At 71.9% G+C, this 16,520-nt stretch carries 12 protein-coding genes; 10 read left to right on the top strand and 2 right to left on the bottom strand.

Features of this window, described 5'->3' with window-relative positions; genetic code table 11:
• Positions 1 to 65 precede the first annotated feature (65 nt).
• The 10 genes from OG959_RS37530 to OG959_RS37485 are packed head-to-tail and all read left to right on the top strand — an operon-like array spanning position 66 to position 12,620.
• Positions 66 to 908, top strand: coding sequence for a carbohydrate ABC transporter permease (locus tag OG959_RS37530; RefSeq protein WP_326665799.1), 843 nt, complete (start codon positions 66 to 68; stop codon positions 906 to 908).
• Positions 895 to 1,818: a carbohydrate ABC transporter permease gene (locus OG959_RS37525; RefSeq protein WP_326665798.1), complete on the top strand. Its 924-nt coding sequence runs from the start codon at positions 895 to 897 to the stop codon at positions 1,816 to 1,818. The genes OG959_RS37530 and OG959_RS37525 overlap by 14 nt, the downstream gene beginning before the upstream one ends.
• A gap of 45 nt (positions 1,819 to 1,863) precedes the next feature.
• Positions 1,864 to 2,628 carry an SDR family NAD(P)-dependent oxidoreductase gene (locus OG959_RS37520; RefSeq protein WP_326665797.1) on the top strand — a complete coding sequence of 255 codons (765 nt, stop codon included), beginning with the start codon at positions 1,864 to 1,866 and terminating at the stop codon, positions 2,626 to 2,628.
• Positions 2,616 to 4,403, top strand: a complete 1,788-nt coding sequence (locus OG959_RS37515) for a heparinase II/III domain-containing protein (protein WP_326665795.1) — start codon at positions 2,616 to 2,618, stop codon at positions 4,401 to 4,403. The genes OG959_RS37520 and OG959_RS37515 overlap by 13 nt, the downstream gene beginning before the upstream one ends.
• A gap of 3 nt (positions 4,404 to 4,406) precedes the next feature.
• On the top strand, positions 4,407 to 6,386 hold the full coding sequence (locus tag OG959_RS37510; RefSeq protein WP_326665793.1) for a hypothetical protein: 1,980 nt from the start codon (positions 4,407 to 4,409) through the stop codon (positions 6,384 to 6,386).
• A 2-nt stretch (positions 6,387 to 6,388) separates the two neighbouring features.
• Positions 6,389 to 6,991 carry a DUF624 domain-containing protein gene (locus OG959_RS37505; protein WP_326665791.1) on the top strand — a complete coding sequence of 201 codons (603 nt, stop codon included), beginning with the start codon at positions 6,389 to 6,391 and terminating at the stop codon, positions 6,989 to 6,991.
• Positions 6,988 to 8,067, top strand: a complete 1,080-nt coding sequence (locus OG959_RS37500) for a right-handed parallel beta-helix repeat-containing protein (RefSeq protein ID WP_326665789.1) — start codon at positions 6,988 to 6,990, stop codon at positions 8,065 to 8,067. Before OG959_RS37505 ends, OG959_RS37500 begins: the two co-directional genes overlap by 4 nt.
• Positions 8,064 to 9,215: an SGNH/GDSL hydrolase family protein gene (locus OG959_RS37495; RefSeq protein WP_326665787.1), complete on the top strand. Its 1,152-nt coding sequence runs from the start codon at positions 8,064 to 8,066 to the stop codon at positions 9,213 to 9,215. The genes OG959_RS37500 and OG959_RS37495 overlap by 4 nt, the downstream gene beginning before the upstream one ends.
• Before the next feature lie 11 nt (positions 9,216 to 9,226).
• Entirely contained in the window at positions 9,227 to 11,641 is a 2,415-nt protein-coding gene (locus OG959_RS37490; protein WP_326665785.1) for a polysaccharide lyase 8 family protein, read from the top strand.
• 4 nt (positions 11,642 to 11,645) lie between these two features.
• Positions 11,646 to 12,620: an acetylxylan esterase gene (locus OG959_RS37485; RefSeq protein WP_326665783.1), complete on the top strand. Its 975-nt coding sequence runs from the start codon at positions 11,646 to 11,648 to the stop codon at positions 12,618 to 12,620.
• 10 nt (positions 12,621 to 12,630) lie between these two features.
• Here OG959_RS37485 and OG959_RS37480 read toward each other — a convergent pair whose 3' ends face one another.
• Together OG959_RS37480 and OG959_RS37475 are read right to left on the bottom strand one after the other, a co-directional pair.
• Positions 12,631 to 14,175: a phytoene desaturase family protein gene (locus OG959_RS37480; RefSeq protein WP_326665781.1), complete on the bottom strand. Its 1,545-nt coding sequence runs from the start codon at positions 14,173 to 14,175 to the stop codon at positions 12,631 to 12,633.
• Positions 14,176 to 14,236: 61 nt separating this feature from the next.
• Positions 14,237 to 16,495, bottom strand: a complete 2,259-nt coding sequence (locus OG959_RS37475) for a serine/threonine-protein kinase (RefSeq protein WP_326665779.1) — start codon at positions 16,493 to 16,495, stop codon at positions 14,237 to 14,239.
• Positions 16,496 to 16,520: the final 25 nt, after the last annotated feature.

The following is a 16,520-nucleotide window of genomic DNA, read 5'->3' as shown; positions in this document are numbered from 1 at the left end:
GGCCCGCCAAGCGGCGGACCGACAGGACCCCCACGGGCCCGGGTCGCCGCCGGCAGCGGGCCGGCATGCTGATGGTGGCCCCCGCGCTGCTGCACGCCGCCCTCTGGATCGGCCTGCCGGTCGTCGCCTCGGTCTTCCTCGCCTTCACGAAGTACGACGTGCTGACGCCGCCGCAGTTCGTGGGGCTGGACAACTTCAAGGAGATGATGGACGACGCGGTGTTCCGCAAGTCCATCGTCAACACCGTCATCTACACCTTCTTCACCGTGCCGTTCGGCATGATGCTGGGGCTGCTGCTGGCACTCGCCCTGCACACGGGTCTGAAGGCGCGCGGGATCTTCCGTACCGCGATCTTCCTTCCGCAGGTCACCGCCACCGTAGCGATCGCCCTGGTCTGGCTGTGGATCTACAACCCGAACAACGGGCTGCTCAACGCCCTGCTCTCGTCTCTCGGGATCGACGGTCCGGCCTGGCTCTCGTCGACCACCTGGGCGTTGCCCTCGGTGATCCTGGTCGGGGTCTGGCAGGGCATCGGCATGAAGATGCTCATCTACCTGGCCGCGCTCCAGTCGCTGCCGAGGGAACTGTACGAGGCGGCATCGGTGGACGGCGCGTCCAAGGCCCGGCAGTTCTTCTCGATCACGCTGCCACTGCTGAAGCCCGCGACGTTCTTCGTGCTCATCACCTCGATGATCACCGCGTTCCAGGCGTTCGACCAGATCTACATCCTCACCGAGGGTGGGCCGGCCAACAGCACCACGATGATGACGTACGAGATCTACAAGTCCGCATTCCGGGAGTTCCGCGTCGGCTACGCCAGCGCCCAGTCCCTGGTGCTGTTCGTCCTGCTGATGGGCTTCACCCTGGTCAACCGGCGGATCATGGGAGGTACCCGTGGCCACAACTGAGCTGCACAAGCCCGGGGTCGGGCACACGCCCCACCCGGTGGCGCAGCGGAAGCCGCTCACCGCCGGCCGGATCGCGCTCTACGTGACGCTGTCCGTGATCTCCCTGCTGATGGTCGTGCCGTTCGTCTGGATGGTGCTGACCTCTCTCAAGTCTCCGGTCGAGATCGCGTCCCAGGACGCCGGACTGCTGCCGGAGCACTGGGACTTCAGCAACTACAGCGAGGCGCTGAAGGCCGCCCCCTTCGCCACGTACGCCCGCAACAGCTTCATCATCGCGACCAGCCACACCGTGCTGAACCTGGTGATCGCCTCGATGGCGGGGTACGCGCTGGCCCGGATCAGATTCCGGGGCAGCGAGGTCATCTTCTACCTCTTCATCGCGGCCCTGATGATCCCCACCTACACCAAGGTGCTGCCCGAGTTCCTGATCGTCCGCTTCATGCCGCTGGCCGGCGGGAACGACCTCTTCGGCCAGGGCGGCAGCGGCTGGCTCGACACCTGGTGGGCGCTGATCGTGCCAGGTGCGGTCACCCCGTTCGCCGTCTTCCTCTTCCGGCAGTTCTACCTGGATCTTCCGGTGGAGCTGGAGGAGGCCGCCAGGCTGGACGGTCTGGGCGAGTTCCGGATCTACGCCCGGATCATGACGCCGCAGGTCAAGCCCGCGCTCATCACGGTGGCGCTGCTGACCTTCGAGTCGTCCTGGAACAACTTCCTGTGGCCGCTGCTGGTGACCCGGACGGACAGTCTGCGGGTCATCCAGGTGGGGCTCTCCGTCTTCAAGACGGAGAACGGCCCCCAGTGGCACTTCCTGATGGCGGGCACCACGCTCGCCACCCTGCCCATGGTCGTTCTCTTCCTGATCGGCCAGCGCTACTTCGTGCAGGGCTTCGCCACCGCCGGTCTCAAGTGACCGGTCCCGGTCCTCAAGGGCCGGTTATCGAAAGGGTTACCCCCCATGTCTGCTGATCTCCAAGGTTCCCGCGCGCTGGTGACCGGGGCGGGCCACGGCATCGGCCGCGCCATCGCCGTCGCCCTGGCCGAGGCCGGCGCCGATGTCGCCGTCCACTACCACTCCTCAGCCGACGAGGCCGCGAAGACGGTCTCCGCGATCGAGGCGCTCGGCCGCAAGGCCAAGGCGTTCCAGGCCGACGCGACGGTGACGGCCGAGGTGGACCGCCTGGTCGAGGAGGCCACCGGATTCCTCGGCGGGCTGGACGTCCTGGTCTGCAACGCCGGTCATCTGATCGGGCGGGCGACCATCGCCGAGATGTCCGACGAGCACTTCGGCCAGGTCATCGACACCAACCTGACCTCGACGTTCCGTACGGTGCGGGCGGCGCTGCCGCATCTGAAGGAGTCGTCCGCCGGACGCGTCATCACGATGTCCTCGCTGGCCGCGCACAACGGCGGCGGCCCCGGTTCGGTCGCCTACGCGGCCGCCAAGGCCGGCATCCGGGGCTTCACCAAGGGCCTTGCCAAGGAGCTCGGCGGCAGCGGCATCACGGTGAACACGGTCGCCCCGGGTTTCATCAAGGGCACCGCCTTCCATGACACGTTCACCGCGCCGGCGGCGCAGGAAGCGATGGAGGCAGGCATCCCGGTGGGCCGGGCCGGCACGCCCGAGGACGTCGCCTCGGCCGTCGTGCACCTGGCCTCCCCCTCGTCCGGCTTCCTCACCGCGACCACGGTGGACATCGACGGTGGCGTATGGCCGCGTTGAGGCGGATCGCCCGGGAGCGCGGCGGCTGGTGGCACGCGTACGTCTGCCCGGCGCACGGGGTGGAGCTGGACCACGGCGATGTGCTCGGCGGGGTGTTCCCCGAGGGCGGTGCGCGGTGTTCGTACGGCTGCCGGGTGGACGACGAAGCGGTGCGCGGCGCCTGGCTGGTGCTGTCGCACCAGGCGTGGGCGCGGCATCTGCGGGTGCTCGCCCACCGGGGCGAGCGCGTGGAGGCGGTGGCGCGGCTGGTGGAGTACACCGCTCTGTACGAGGAGCTGGCCACCGCTCAGCACGGTGAGGCGCAGGGCTGGATGCTGCGCGGCCGTCTCTTCCACCAGGCGCTGACCGACGCGATCTGGGCGGTGAACATCGGCCACACCGTCATGACGCTCGCCGAGCACGGCACGGACGACCTGTCCGGGATGCTGCCGCTGCTGGACTCCTTGGAGCGGGCAGCACTCGACGCCCGCGCCGTACTGATCGGCAAGGGCCAGCTCGCCTCGAACTACACCGCGTGGCTCAATGCCGCGGGCGCCGCCACCGGGCGCGCAGCCGCGGCGGTACGCGGGCAGGAGTGGGACGGGCGCAAGGAGTGGCTGGAGGGCGACAGCGGGCTGTACGCGCATCTGCGGGTCGCGGTCGCCGAGGACGGCTGGGAGTGGGAGGGCAGCACCTACTACCACGGGTTCGTGCTGCGGGCCGCGCTGCTGGCCCTGCGGGGCACCGATCCGGCGGCGGTCCCGGCGGACGTGAGGGGCGTGCTGGCGGGAATGACGGATGTTCTGGCGGCGATCGCCACGCCGGGCGGGATCCTTCCGGCGCTTCACGACGGGCCGTACCTGCGTGACCCACTGGCTCTTGAGTGGCTGGAACTGGTGGCTCTGGCGCAGCAGTTGGTTCCTTCGGGCGCGCTGGACACGGTCGCCGCGCGGGCCCGTGCCGAGCTGGGTGCCGGCGACGACGGGCTGGACCGGGAGCTGGGCGGCTGGTTCGCCGGGCCGCCCCTGCCGGAGCGCCCGGCGCCCGGCGCGCTCACGCTGTTCGGTGCCGCGGGCTATGCGGTGCTGCGCGTCGCGGGCATCCACGCGCTGCTCGACTTCGGCCCGCACGGCGGTTCGCACGGCCACCGGGACAAACTGTCTCTTTATCTCTACGGCGATACGACCCCATGGCAGCCCGATCCGGGCCAGGTGCCGTACGCGCACGCCGAGTTCCGTGATCTGTACGCGTCGACCGAGGCCCATCCCGCGTTCCGCGTGGACGGCAGCGAGCAGGCGGAGTGCACGGGAGCGCTGCTCGCCTCGGACGACCGCTCCGTCACCGCCGAGGTGACCACGGCGTACGAGGGGGTGCGGGCGGTCCGGCGCATCGTGGCGGGCAACGGCTGTCTGGTGGACCTGCTGACCGTGACGGCCACGGAGTCCCGGCACATCACCGCCCAGTTGCGCCCCGGCACCGCGCTGGACGTTCAGGTGCAGGCGGCGGGCGCGGCGCGCACCACCTGGTACGGCGACGAGACGCTGCACGGCTGGCACACGCACCGCGCCGAGGCGCCGGTGCGCCCGGTGACCCGGCCGGGTCCCGGCACGGCAGACGATCCGCAACGCACACGGACCCGGGTGGACTTCACCGCCGACACCGACCGGGTCACGTTCGCCTCGGTGTACCAGGCGGCATCGGCCGGACCCGCGGTCACCGACGTACGGCTGGACGGCGACGGGCTGACGGTCTGCCTGGCAGACGGCAGCACCGCACGGTTCCGGACGGAGGACTGACCCTTGCTGCTCTCGGCGACCCCGCCGCCCGGCGCGCGTCCCGCGCAGGAGGTGCGGCTGTACGAGGAGGCCGCCCGCCACCGCGGGCTGACCCCGCCCCGTACGCACCCCCTGGCCAGCATCACGTGGCTCGGCCCGGCCGCCTCCAACCCTGCCCTGGCCCACCGGGTCGGCGGCGACCCGGCGCATCTGGCGGAGAGCCTGCGCTGGATCGAGGCCGCGGTGCGGCTGCCGCACTGGGGCCGGGCGCACATGCCGGACCACGACCTGGACGCCGGCTGGCTGCTGCACCATCTGGCCCTGGCGTACCGGTGGATCGGGGACGACCTGCCGGACGGGGTGCGGGCGCTGTTGCGGTACAAGCTGCTGCTCCAGGGGCGGCGGATGTACGAGTTCGCGGTGGCGAGCGAGGGCCGCTGGTGGTCGTCGTCGTACTGGCAGAACCACAACTGGATCTGTTACGCGGGTCTGGCGACGGCCGGGTACGTGCTGGGCAAGGAGGCGTGGACCGAGCGCGCCAAGGACAATCTCGGGACCGTCCTGGACCTGATGCCGCAGGACGGATCGCACGCCGAGGGCGTCGTCTACTGGCGCTACGGTGTCCCGTTCCTCGCCGCCCACCTGGACCTCCTCAAGGAGGCGGAGGGCATCGACTGGTGGGACCGGGGCGGGTTCATGTCACGGACGTTCCGCTACCGGCTGCACCAGACGGCACCCGGCTTCGCGTTCAACGTCGACCACGGCGACTGCCACGACCGGCGCAGCGGCCACAGCGCCGGTCTCTACTACCGGCTCGCCGCCCAGTACGCGATCCCCGAGGCCCAGTGGATGGGCGATCTCGCCTCGGGCGAACTGCTGTGGCCGGAGGCGGCCGGGAGCGGGGTACGGCCGGGCATCCTGCCGGAGGCCTACCTCGAATACCTCTGGTACGACCCGTCGGTGCCGGCCGCCCGGCCCACCGGGACGCGGGCGTTCTTCCCCGATCTCGGGCTGCTGGCCGCGCGCACGGGCTGGGACGACGACGCCACGCTGGTGTCGTTCAAGGCCAGCCCGGGTGGTGGTCACCGGGCGTGGGAGACTGCCGAGAAACACCGGGTCGACAAGGGGTGGGACACCCTGAACCAGGGTCACCACCACCCCGATTCGGGCTCGTTCGTGTTCGTGTCGCAGGGTGCGTTCCTCGCCGTGGACGAGGGCTACAGCAACCGCAAGCGGGCCGCGCACCACAATCTGCTGCTGGTGGACGGGCAGGGGTACGCGGACGAGGACCGGTACCACGTGTACCGGGACATCCCCTTCGAGCGGCAGGCCCGGCAGCGCGACGTGCTCGTCTCCGACGACTGCGGGTGGGCCCACGCCACGGCGGAGATCGCCGCGATGTACGACCCCGGACTGGGGGTGCGGCGGCTCGACCGGACGCTGGTGTTCACGCCGTCGGGGCGCCTGGTGCTGCTGGACCTCGCCGAGGCGGACGCGGCGCGGGAGTGGACGTTCCTCCTTCAGACCGACCGGCCGACCGAGCCGCAGCAGGACGGCAGCCGGCTGATCCGCTCCGGGGCGGCCTCGGCGCGGCTGCGGCAGTTCGCACCCGCTGATGGCCGTGTCATCGCGGAGGTGACCGAGGTGGAGGCCAATCCGACGTCGAGCACGCCGGAACTGCGCCTCACCCGGACCCTGCACACCCTGCGCTCGACCACGACGCGGTCGGCGGAGGGACTGTTCCTCACCACGATCGCCCCGGGAACGGAGACGGACGCCACCCGGGTCCCGTGCGCGGAGGGCCAGGGCGTGACCTTCGGAACCGAGACCGTGCTGCTCTCCCCCGTCACCCGGCGGATCCGCACCGAAGAGGTACGCGCCGACGCGGCAGCCGTACTGCTCACCACGGGCGACGCACCCCACGTCGTGGCGGCGACCCGGCTGGAGCTGGGCGGCAAGGTGCTCCTCGACGTGGCGCAACCGTACACAGGAAAGGTCGGCTGATCATGCAGGCTACTCTCTCGTCCGGCTGGCCGACGCTGCTGCGGCGGCTGGAGTTCGTGGCCTACCCGGCCGCAGCCGGCGCCGCGTTCGCCCTGCTGTCGCTGGGGGTGGTGACCTGGCTGCCCGCGCTCGCCGCGATGGCGCACGGGCTCCAGCGGTGGCGGGCCGAAGGGGACAGCCGCGCCTTCGTCCATACGTTCACGGCCTTCCCGCGGTACTGGCGGGCGCTGTGGCGCCATTCCCTCGTCTCCACGGCGGCCGGATGTGTACTGGCCGCCAACATCGTCCATCTGCTGGGCCGTTCGGAGCCGTGGACCTTCGTGCTGCTCGCGGCCCAGGTGGGCATCGCGGCCGCCCTGGTCATCCACCATGTGGCGTTCGCGGCCGAAGCCGGCCGGGCCCCGGGCGGCACGGTCCGCGCCTGGACCCGGGGCGCACTGGCGCTCGGCTTCGGTTCGGCCGCCCGGGGCACCGCCCTGCTCGGCGCGGTGGTCTCCGCCGTGCTCCTCTCGCTCTTCGTACCGCTGGGGCCACTGCTGCTCGGCCCGAGCATTCCCGTACTGCTCGCTCTGTCCTTCGCTGATCCCAGGAGGCACACCCCATGAGCCACGCACTGCGTACCGCCCTCGTCGCCGCGCTCGCCGTCGGCGCCCCGCTCGTCCTCCCTCCGCCGTCGGTGGCCGCTGCCGCCGCCACCGCCTACTACGTGTCGCCGTCCGGCAGCGACAGCAACTCCGGTACGTCGGCGGGCTCCCCGCTCGCCACGATCCAGAAGGCGGTCGATCTGGCGCCGACGGGCGCGGTGGTGAACCTCGCCGCCGGCACGTACCGGCAGGACGTCGTGACCAAACGCGCCGGCGTCACGATCACCGGCCCGGCGAACGCCGTGGTGAAGGGGGCGGGCGACGCGCGGATCATCCAGGTGCAGCACGACTCGACGACGCTGAACGGATTCACCGTCGACGGACTGCACGGGTCGTCCACCGATGTGGCGGGGTACCGCCTCAAGCTCATATATGTCATGAGCACGACTCCCGGGAACGGTGTGGGCGGTCTGCGCATCACCGGAATGACGCTGAAGAACGCCGCCGACGAATGTCTGCGCGTTCGCTACCTGGTGACCGGCGCCGACATTTCGGAGAACACCATCACCGACTGCGGAGTCGCCGACTTCAAGTTCGGTGGCGGAGGCAAGAACGGCGAGGGCATCTACCTCGGTACGGCTCCGGAGCAGCAGGGTGCGAACGGGGCACCGGACGCCGCCCCCGACATCAGCAGGAACAACCGCATCCACCACAACACGATCGCCACCCGGGGCAACGAGTGCGTCGACGTGAAGGAGAACGCGACCAACAACTACGTCGAGTACAACGACTGCAGTCAGCAGAAGGACTCCAGCTCCGGCGGGCTCGACGCGCGCGGCAGCGGCAACATCTTCCGCTACAACACGATTCACGACAACACCGGCGCGGGCATCCGGCTCGGTGGTGACACCGCGACCGACGGCATCGACACCAGCGTCTACGGCAACACGATCACCGGGAACGCCGGCGGCGGCATCAAGTTCATGCGCACACCGCAGGGCCCCGTCTGCACCAACACGATGAGCGGGAACACCGGCGGCGACGCCGTGGGCACCTACGGCAGTGCGTACGCCCCGACGGGTGCGTGCCCCCAGTGAGCGGGCGGGGACCCGCGAGACGCGGGGTACTGACAGCGGCGGCCGGGCTGGCCGCGGCCGTGGCGGCGGCGCCGGGCGCGCAGGCCGCGGAGGGACCGGGCAGCGGTGCGCGCCGCTCGCGCTGGACGACGTCGTGGGCGACGGCGCAGACCGCGCCGACGCCCACCGACACGGTGGCGAGCACCGGGCTGACACAGGGCACGTTCACCGCACACGTGCGGCTGTCGGCCGGCGGCCAGGTCCGGCTGCGCTACGGGCACGCCTTCGGCACGGTGCCGGTCCTCATCGGTCCGGTCACCGCGGGCGGCAGGCCCGTGACCTTCGGCGGGCAGCGGCAGGCGTGGCTTGCCGCGGGTGCCTCGTTGACCAGTGACGCGGTCGCGGGGCTGCGGGCCGCCGCAGCCTCCCTCCTGACGATCCGGACCGAACTTCCGGGCCCCACCGGCCCGTTGTCGTTCCACCGCAACACCCATGCCTCGCACGACGTCGACGGGGTCCGCACCACTTCGGTGTTCCTGCTGACGGGCGTCGAGGTGACGGGCGCGCACGGGCCGGTCATCGCGGTTCTTGGCGACTCCATCGCGGAGGGCGTCGGCACGCCGGACGACTCCGATCTGCGCTGGCCCGATCAGCTGGCCAGGCGCCTGCCCGGCGCGGCGGTCGCCGATCTCGGGATCAGCGGCAACCGCGTGCTGCTGGACGACGCCCGGTTCGGGCCGGGCGGGCAGGCCCGCTTCGACCGCGATGTGCTGTCCCTGCCCGGGCTGCGGACCGTTCTGGTCCACCTCGGGGTCAACGACCTCCAGCAGCCGCCCAGCCAGATGGACCCGGCGCTCGTCCTGGCCGGCTACCGGCAGCTGGTGCTGCGCGCCCGTGACGCCGGACTGCGCGTGATCGGCGCGACCATCGCCCCGTTCGGCGGCTGGACCCGCTGGACGCCCGAGCTGGAGACGGTGCGGCAGCGGATCAACGCCGCCGTGCGGACCGGCCGGGTCTTCGACGCCGTGGCCGACTTCGACGCGGCCCTGCGCGATCCGGACCACCCGGAGCGGCTGCTGCCCGCGTACGACAGCGGCGACGGCCTCCACCCCAGTCCTTCCGGCCACGCGGCGCTCGCCGCGGCCGTCGACCGCCGACACCTTCTGTGAGGGCCCGCATCATGAACCCAGGCACCACCAGGGGCACCACGCGCCGTACCGTCCTCGCCGGTGCGGTGGCGCTCGGCGCGGCCGCCGCCCTGCCGCTCACGCTCACGTCGGGTACCGCGCACGCCGCGGACCCGGTCGACGACGCCGCTTCGCTCCGGACCCGGTGGCACACCCTCCTCACCGGCGGCCCCGGCCTCGACCTCACGGACGCACGGGTCGCCGCGGCCGTGGCGCGGATCGGCAAGGCCTCGACGACGTCGGCGAACGGCCTGGACCCGTCCCGTACCGACGGGCTCTTCCCCGACCTGACGAGCACCACGCTCTCCAACCACGTCACCACGTCGTTCAAGCGCCTCGCGACCGTGGCGACCGCGTGGGCCGTCCCCGGCACCGTCCAGTACGGCGACACCGCACTGCGGGACCTGCTCCTGGCGGGCATCGACTGGATGCTGACGAACCGGTACGGGCCGGACCACACCCGGTTCGACAACGACTGGGACTGGGAGATCGGCTCCGCCCTCGCGCTCAACGACGCTGCCGTGCTGCTGTACGACGTGCTCGGAACGGAACGCCTCGGCCGGATCAACGCGGCCGTCCGCGGCTACACGCCCGACCCGAACCTGTGGCGGGCCGACCGGCAGATCGCGACCGGCGCCAACCGCGTGTGGATCTCCACCGTGGTCGCCGTGAACGCGGTACTCCGCGACAGCGGCGACGACCTCGTGCGGGTCCGTGACGCTCTTTCGGACGTCGAGGGTTCGGGCGCCAACAGCGTCCTCGCCTTCAACGACGCGAGCGCGGCGTCCGAGGGCACGGGTGAGGGCTTCTACTCCGACGGCTCGTTCCTCCAGCACTACAAGCACCCGTACAACGGCGGCTACGGCAAGGAACTGCTCAACAACCTGTCCCGGCTGCTGAACCTCCTGGCGGGAACGGCGTGGACGGTGACCGATCCCGATCTCGACAACGTCCGGCTCTGGGTCGACGAGGGCTTCGATCCGCTCCTGGCACGCGGCGATGTCATGGCGTCGGTGTGCGGGCGCGAGATCGCCCGGCCCAGCAAGCAGGGCCACGCCTCGGCGCAGACGGTCATCGAGGCGGTGGTCCGGCTGATCCCGAGCTTCCCCGGTGAGACCGCCGACCGGTTCACCGCCCTGGTCAAGCAGTGGATCGCCGAGGACACCTACCGCGACTTCCTCGCCGTCACCGACCTCGCCTCCCTCGTCGCGGCCCGGAACGTCATCGCGTCCCCGGTTCCGGCGCGCGGCCCGCTGGTCGCCCACAAGCAGCACCCCCGGATGGACAAGGCGGCCCACCACCGGCCCTCGTTCGCCCTCGGCATCTCCGCGTACTCGTCGCGGATCTACAACTACGAGTCGATCCAGAACGAGAACCTGCACGCCTGGCACCTCTCCGACGGCATGGTGCTCCTCTACACCGACGACCTCGGCCACTACAGCGAGGACTACTGGCCCACCGTCGATCCCGCACGGCTGCCCGGCACCACCGTCCTCGCGGGCCGGCCCGCCGACGCGGCGGGGCAGCGCACCACCAGCACAGCCGACTGGGCGGGCGGCGCCGCACTGCCGGGGACGACGCTGGGCGCCTACGGCATGGAGCTGCGGGCGTTCGGCAGTTCGCTGCACGGCCTCAAGAGCTGGTTCTGCCTCGACGACGTCATCGCGTGCGTCGGCTCGGGAATCAGTGCCGACACGGGCACGGCCGAGACGATCGTGGAGAACCGGAAGCTGCGGGACCCGGCGGCGGCGCTCCTCGTCAACGGACAGGCCGCCCCCGCGGACACCGGGTGGTCGGCTCGGCTGGACCAGGTGCGGTGGGCGCATGTCGCGGGGACCGGCGGATACGTCTTCCCCGAGCCTGTGACCCTGCACGGTCTGCGTGAGGACCGGACGGCGACCTGGCGCGAGATCAACCTCAAGTACGGCACGGACACCTCCGTGACCCGCCCGTATCTGACGCTGTGGCAGGACCACGGGACCGCGCCGCAGGGGGCGGGCTACTTCTGGCTGCAGGCACCGATGGCCTCCGCCGAGCGGACGAGGATGTGGTCGTCGGCGCCCCCGGTGAAGCTGGTCGCCCGCTCGACCGCCGTGCACGCGGTGCGCCGCTGCGCGGACGGGCTGCTCGCCGCGAACTTCTGGGGCGCCGGAACGGCACAGGAAGTCACCGCGGACGGACCGGCCTCGGTCCTCGTCCGGCCCGAGGGAAAGACGGTCACCGTCTCACTGTCGGACCCGACCCAGCTGCGGTCCTCCGTCGTGCTGGACCTGGCCCGGCGCAATCTGAGCGTCGTCTCGGCCGACCCGGGCATCGCGGTGGCGCCGACCGGCACCGGCATCCGCATCACCGCGGACACGACTGAACTCCACGGTGCAACCCTCGACCTCACCCTGAAGAGGAGCTAGACCCTTGCTGTTCGACATGCCCCTGGACCGGCTGCGCGACTACCGGCCGGAGCCGGAGGAGCCGGCCGACTTCGACGCCTTCTGGGAGAAGACGCTCACCGAGACGGCCCGCCACGGTCTGGACGCCGAGTTCGTCCCGTACGACGCCGGATTCGCCACCGTCGACGTGTTCGACGTGACGTTCCGCGGCTGGGGCGGCCAGCCCGTGAAGGCGTGGCTGCTGCTCCCCCGGGACCGCCCGGGACCGCTGCCGGCCGTCGTGCAGTACATCGGGTACAACGGCGGCCGCGGCATCCCGTACTCCTGGCTCACCTGGAGCGCCCTGGGCTACGCCCATCTGGTGATGGACAACCGCGGGCAGGGCGGCGGCGGCAAGAACACCGCCGACACCGTGGACATCGGCCCGGACGGGAACGGCTCCTCCTCCCCCGGCTTCCTGACCCGGGGCATCGAGGACCCGTACCGGCACTACTACCGCCGGCTGATCACGGACGCGGTGCGGGCCGTCGACGCCGCGAAGGCGCACCCCGCGGTGGACGCCTCCCGCGTCGCGGTGCTCGGCGGCAGCCAGGGCGGCGGCCTCGCGCTCGCCGTGGCGGGACTGCGGGACGACGTCGTGGCGGCCGTCGCCGATGTGCCGTTCCTCTGCCACTACCGGCGTGCCTCGCAGATCACGGATTCCGGGCCGTACGCGGAGATCGCCCGCTGGCTGTCCGGGCACCGCTTCCGGATCGATGAGGCCATGGAGACCCTGTCGTACTTCGACGGCGTGAACTTCGCGGCCAGGGCGACCGCCCCGGCGTGGTTCTCGGTGGGGCTGATGGACAAGATCTGCCCGTCGTCCACGGTGTTCGCCGCCTACCACCGCTATGCCGGTCCGGCGCGGATCGAGGTGTTCACGTACAACGGGCACGAGGGCGGCGCGGAGTACGACCTGCCGCGCAAGATCGCCGCGCTGCGGGGTGCGTTCGGTCAGTAGCGGGTGCCGGTCACCGGCCCAGCGCCGCCATCGCGGCGTTGTGGCCGGGGACCCCGCTGACCCCTCCGCCGCGCACCGCCCCGGCCCCGCAGAGCAGGACGTTCGCGTGCGCGGTCTCCACGCCCCAGCGGCCGGTCTCCGGTGTGGCGTACGGGAAGGCGAGGTCCCGGTGAAAGATGTGGCCCCCGGGCAGCCGCAGGTCCCGTTCGAGGTCGAGCGGCGTCTTCGCCTCGATGCACGGCTCGCCGTTCGCGTCGAGCGCCAGGCAGTCGGCGAGCGGCTCCTCCAGATGCGCGTCGAGCTCGGCCAGCGTCGCCTTGAGCAGCGTGGCACGGATGCTGTCGTTGTCCGCGGCGAAGAGGCGCGCCGGGGTGTGGAGACCGAACAGCGTCAGGGTCTGGTATCCGCGGGCGACGAGATCCGCGCCGAGGATCGAGGGGTCCGTCAGCGAATGGCAGTAGATCTCCGAGGGCGGGGCCGCGGGCAGCCTGCCCGCCGCCGCGTCCCGGTAGGCGTCGGCCAGCTGCCCGTACCCCTCGGCGATGTGGAAGGTCCCGGCGAACGCCTGACGCGGGTCCACGGACCGGTCCTTGAGCCGGGGCAGCCGGGTGAGCAGCATGTTCACCTTCAGCTGGGCACCTTCGGCGGGCGTCGGCGGCGCTTCGCCGAGGAGGGCGGCGAGGGCCTGCGGCGAGGCGTTGACCAGGACGCGGCGCGCGCCGACGGTGGACTCACCGCTGTCCGTCCGCACCGTCACCTCGGCGTGCGTCCCGTCGGTGTCGATGCGGACCGCCTCGTGCCCCGTGCGGATCTGCGCACCGGCGGCGCGCGCGGCCCCGGCGAGAGCGTCGGTGAGCGCGCCCATGCCGCCGACCGGGACGTCCCAGTCGCCGGTGCCGCCGCCGATCACGTGGTACAGGAAGCAGCGGTTCTGGAGCAGTGAGGCATCGTGCGCGTCGGCGAAGGTTCCGATGAGAGCGTCCGTGAGGACGACGCCGCGGACGAGGTCGTCGTCGAAGGTGTTCTCGACGCCCACGCCGATGGGTTCCTCGAACAGCATCCGCCAGGCGTCCGCGTCGTCGATCCGCTCCCGCAGCCCGTCACGGGTGGGCAGCGGTTCGGTGAGCGTCGGGAAGACCCGCTCGGCGACCTGCCCGGTACGTCCGTAGAACCGCTGCCAGGCCTCGTACTCCCGGTCCGAGCCGGTGAGGGCGGCGAAGGAGTCGCGGGTGCGGTCGCCGGCGACCAGCAGCCCGGTGGGGCGCCCGTCGCGGACGGCCGGGGTGTACGAGGAGACGGTCCGCTTGCGTACCGCGAAGTCCAGGCCGAGATCGCGGACGATCTTCGGCGGGAGCAGCGAGACGAGGTAGGAGTAGCGCGACAGCCGGGCGTCGACCCCGGCGAACGGACGGGTCGAGACGGCCGCTCCCCCGGTGGTGCCCAGCCGTTCCAGGACCAGGACGGACTGTCCGGCGCGGGCGAGGTAGGCGGCGGCGACGAGGCCGTTGTGGCCGCCGCCGACGATCACTGCGTCATAGCTGTCTCGTACGGGCATGTCCCTTGGTAACACGGACGCGCGGCCCGGACCAGGTCCGGGCTCCCACCGGGCGTCGGGCTCAGTGCGACGGGATGCCCCGCTGCTGTCGCAGCGCCGCCACCTGCCGGTAGAGCTCGACGGCCTCGTGGCCCCTGCCAAGCTGTTCGAGGCAGTGCGCCTCGTCGTTGCGGCCGGCGAGGGTGTCGGGGTGGTCGGCCCCGAGGATCCGGGTCCGTGCCTCGGCGACCTGCCGGTAGACGGTGAGGGCGTCGGCCCAGCGGCCGAGCCAGCCGAGGCCGACGGCGACCTCGCGGCGGCTGACGAGGGTGTCGGGGTGGTCGGCGCCCAGGACGCGTTCGCGGTGCACGCAGACCTCGCGGGACTCGGCCAGCGCCTCTTCCCAGCGGGCCAGCCGGCCCAGGTTGACGCCCAGTCCGTGGCGGGCGCGGAGGGTCTCGGGATCGGCGGGGCCGCTGACCCTGGTCCGGTCCTCGACGAGCGCGCGGTAGAGCTCCAGGGCCTCGGTGCTGCGACCCAGGCGCCCGAGGCTGATCCCGACCTCGTAGCGGGCCGCGAGCGTGTCGGGGTGGTCGGCGCCCAGCGCCTGCGTACGGGCCTGGACGACTTCCCGGTAGGTCTGCAGGGCCTCCGCCCAGCGGCCGAGCCGGCCCAGGGTGTAGCCGACCTCGTAGCGGGTGACGAGGGTGTCGGGGTGGGCGGCACCGAGCAGCCGGGCGCGCGCCTCCGCGACGTCGCGGGCCATGCCGTACGACTCCTCCAGCCGCCCGAGCCTGCTGAGGTTGAACGCCAGGTTGTGGCGGCAGCGCAGCGTGTCCGGGTGGTCGGGCCCCATCGAGCGTTCCCGGGAGGCGAGGACGGCGGCGTACAGCTGGTGGGCCTCGAAGTGCCGGCCGAGCTGGCCCAGGACGTACGCCGTCTCCTGGCGGGCCGCGAGGGTTTCCGGATGGTCGGGGCCCAGGCTGCGTTCACGGCCCTGGGCGACGCGGTCGAACTCCCGCAGCGCGTCCGTCGCCCGTCCGGTCCGGCTGAGGGTGAAGCCCACCTCGTACCGGCTGGAGAGCGTGTCGGGATGGTCGGGCCCGAGGACGCTCTCGCGTTCGGCGGCGACCGCGCGGTGGACCTCGCCCGCCTCCTCCCAGTGGCCGAGCCTGCCGAGGTTGAGGCCGGCGCTGTGGCGGCTGGCGAGTATAGAGAGGAGCTCCGGTCCCGGGGTGGGCCGCTCGGCACCGGCCGGCCTCCCCGCGGCGGGCTGTCCGACGCCGGTGGTCCATGCACCGGTGAGGCCCGCCGAGTGGTCGAACGAGTCCGGCAGCATGGCCGCGGTACCGGTCGCCTTGTGCCCGGTGGTCATGCCGCGGGTCCAGTCGGGCAGGCGCGGCGCGAGGGCGGCGGGCCCACCGGGCAGTTCGACGCGGGCCGGCGGCGCCAGCAGCACCCGGCCGGTCGGCTCCAGGTGCGGCTGCTCGCCGGTGCGGCCGACGGCGATACGGCGGCGCAGGTCTCCGGCGTCCGCCGGCCGCTGGTCCGGCGTCTTCGCGAGCAGTTCCAGGACGACGCGGTCGAAGAACCCCGGCAGTTCCGCCCGGTGGGTGCGCAGGGGTTCGGGCGGGGTGTCACGGTGTCCGACGAGCACGCCCCAGGCGTCGTCGAGGTCGAACGGCGGTGCCCCGGTGGCGATCTCGTACAGGACGCAGCCCAGCGAGTACAGGTCGCTGCGGTGGTCGATCTGACCGCCGCTGATCTGCTCCGGCGACATGTAGTGCGGGGTCCCCATGGCGATGCCGACGCCGGTGAGACGGGAGGTGACCGCCATGTCGTGGCCGAGCCTGGCGATGCCGAAGTCGCAGATCTTCACCGTCCCGTCGGCCAGCCGCATGATGTTGGCGGGCTTGAGGTCGCGGTGGACGATGCCCTGCTGATGGGTGTACCCGAGGGCGTCGGCGACCTGCTCGGCGATGTCGACGACGTCGTCGACGGGCAGTGGAAGCTGCTTGTTGTCCTCCAGGAGCTCGCTGAGGTTACGGCCCTCCAGAAGCTCCATCACCAGATAGAGCACGCCCTCGTGTTCACCGAAGTCGTGGACGACGGTGACGCCCCGGTGCTGGAGGGCGGCGGCGACGCGGGCCTCCCGGCGGAACCGTTCACGCAGGATGCGGGTGAAGTCCTGGTCGTGCTGCGGGCCCATCGGTTTGAGGCATTTGACGGCGACCTGACGGCCGAGCGACTCGTCACGGGCACGCCACACCTCGCCCATGCCGCCCCGCCCGATCAGATCGAGCAGTCGGTACCGGCTCTGGATCAGCCTGGTTTCCGCCATCCCTGCTGTCGCCCCCGTCGCTCCG

The sequence above is a fragment of the Streptomyces sp. NBC_00385 genome, assembly GCF_035917155.1.
GTDB lineage: Bacteria > Actinomycetota > Actinomycetes > Streptomycetales > Streptomycetaceae > Streptomyces > Streptomyces poriferorum.
The sequence above is the reverse complement of the archived record's forward strand: the minus strand, read 5'-3'. Positions and strand labels throughout refer to the sequence as shown.

Bases quoted from the DNA above. Each gene is read 5' to 3' on its own strand.
- OG959_RS37530 (WP_326665799.1), top strand. From the start codon at position 66: ATGCTGATGGTGGCCCCCGCGCTGCTGCACGCCGCCCTCTGGATCGGC.
- OG959_RS37520 (WP_326665797.1), top strand. From the start codon at position 1,864: ATGTCTGCTGATCTCCAAGGTTCCCGCGCGCTGGTGACCGGGGCGGGC.
- OG959_RS37515 (WP_326665795.1), top strand. From the start codon at position 2,616: ATGGCCGCGTTGAGGCGGATCGCCCGGGAGCGCGGCGGCTGGTGGCAC.
- OG959_RS37505 (WP_326665791.1), top strand. From the start codon at position 6,389: ATGCAGGCTACTCTCTCGTCCGGCTGGCCGACGCTGCTGCGGCGGCTG.
- OG959_RS37500 (WP_326665789.1), top strand. From the start codon at position 6,988: ATGAGCCACGCACTGCGTACCGCCCTCGTCGCCGCGCTCGCCGTCGGC.
- OG959_RS37490 (WP_326665785.1), top strand. From the start codon at position 9,227: ATGAACCCAGGCACCACCAGGGGCACCACGCGCCGTACCGTCCTCGCC.
- OG959_RS37480 (WP_326665781.1), bottom strand. From the start codon at position 14,175: ATGCCCGTACGAGACAGCTATGACGCAGTGATCGTCGGCGGCGGCCAC.
- OG959_RS37475 (WP_326665779.1), bottom strand. From the start codon at position 16,495: ATGGCGGAAACCAGGCTGATCCAGAGCCGGTACCGACTGCTCGATCTG.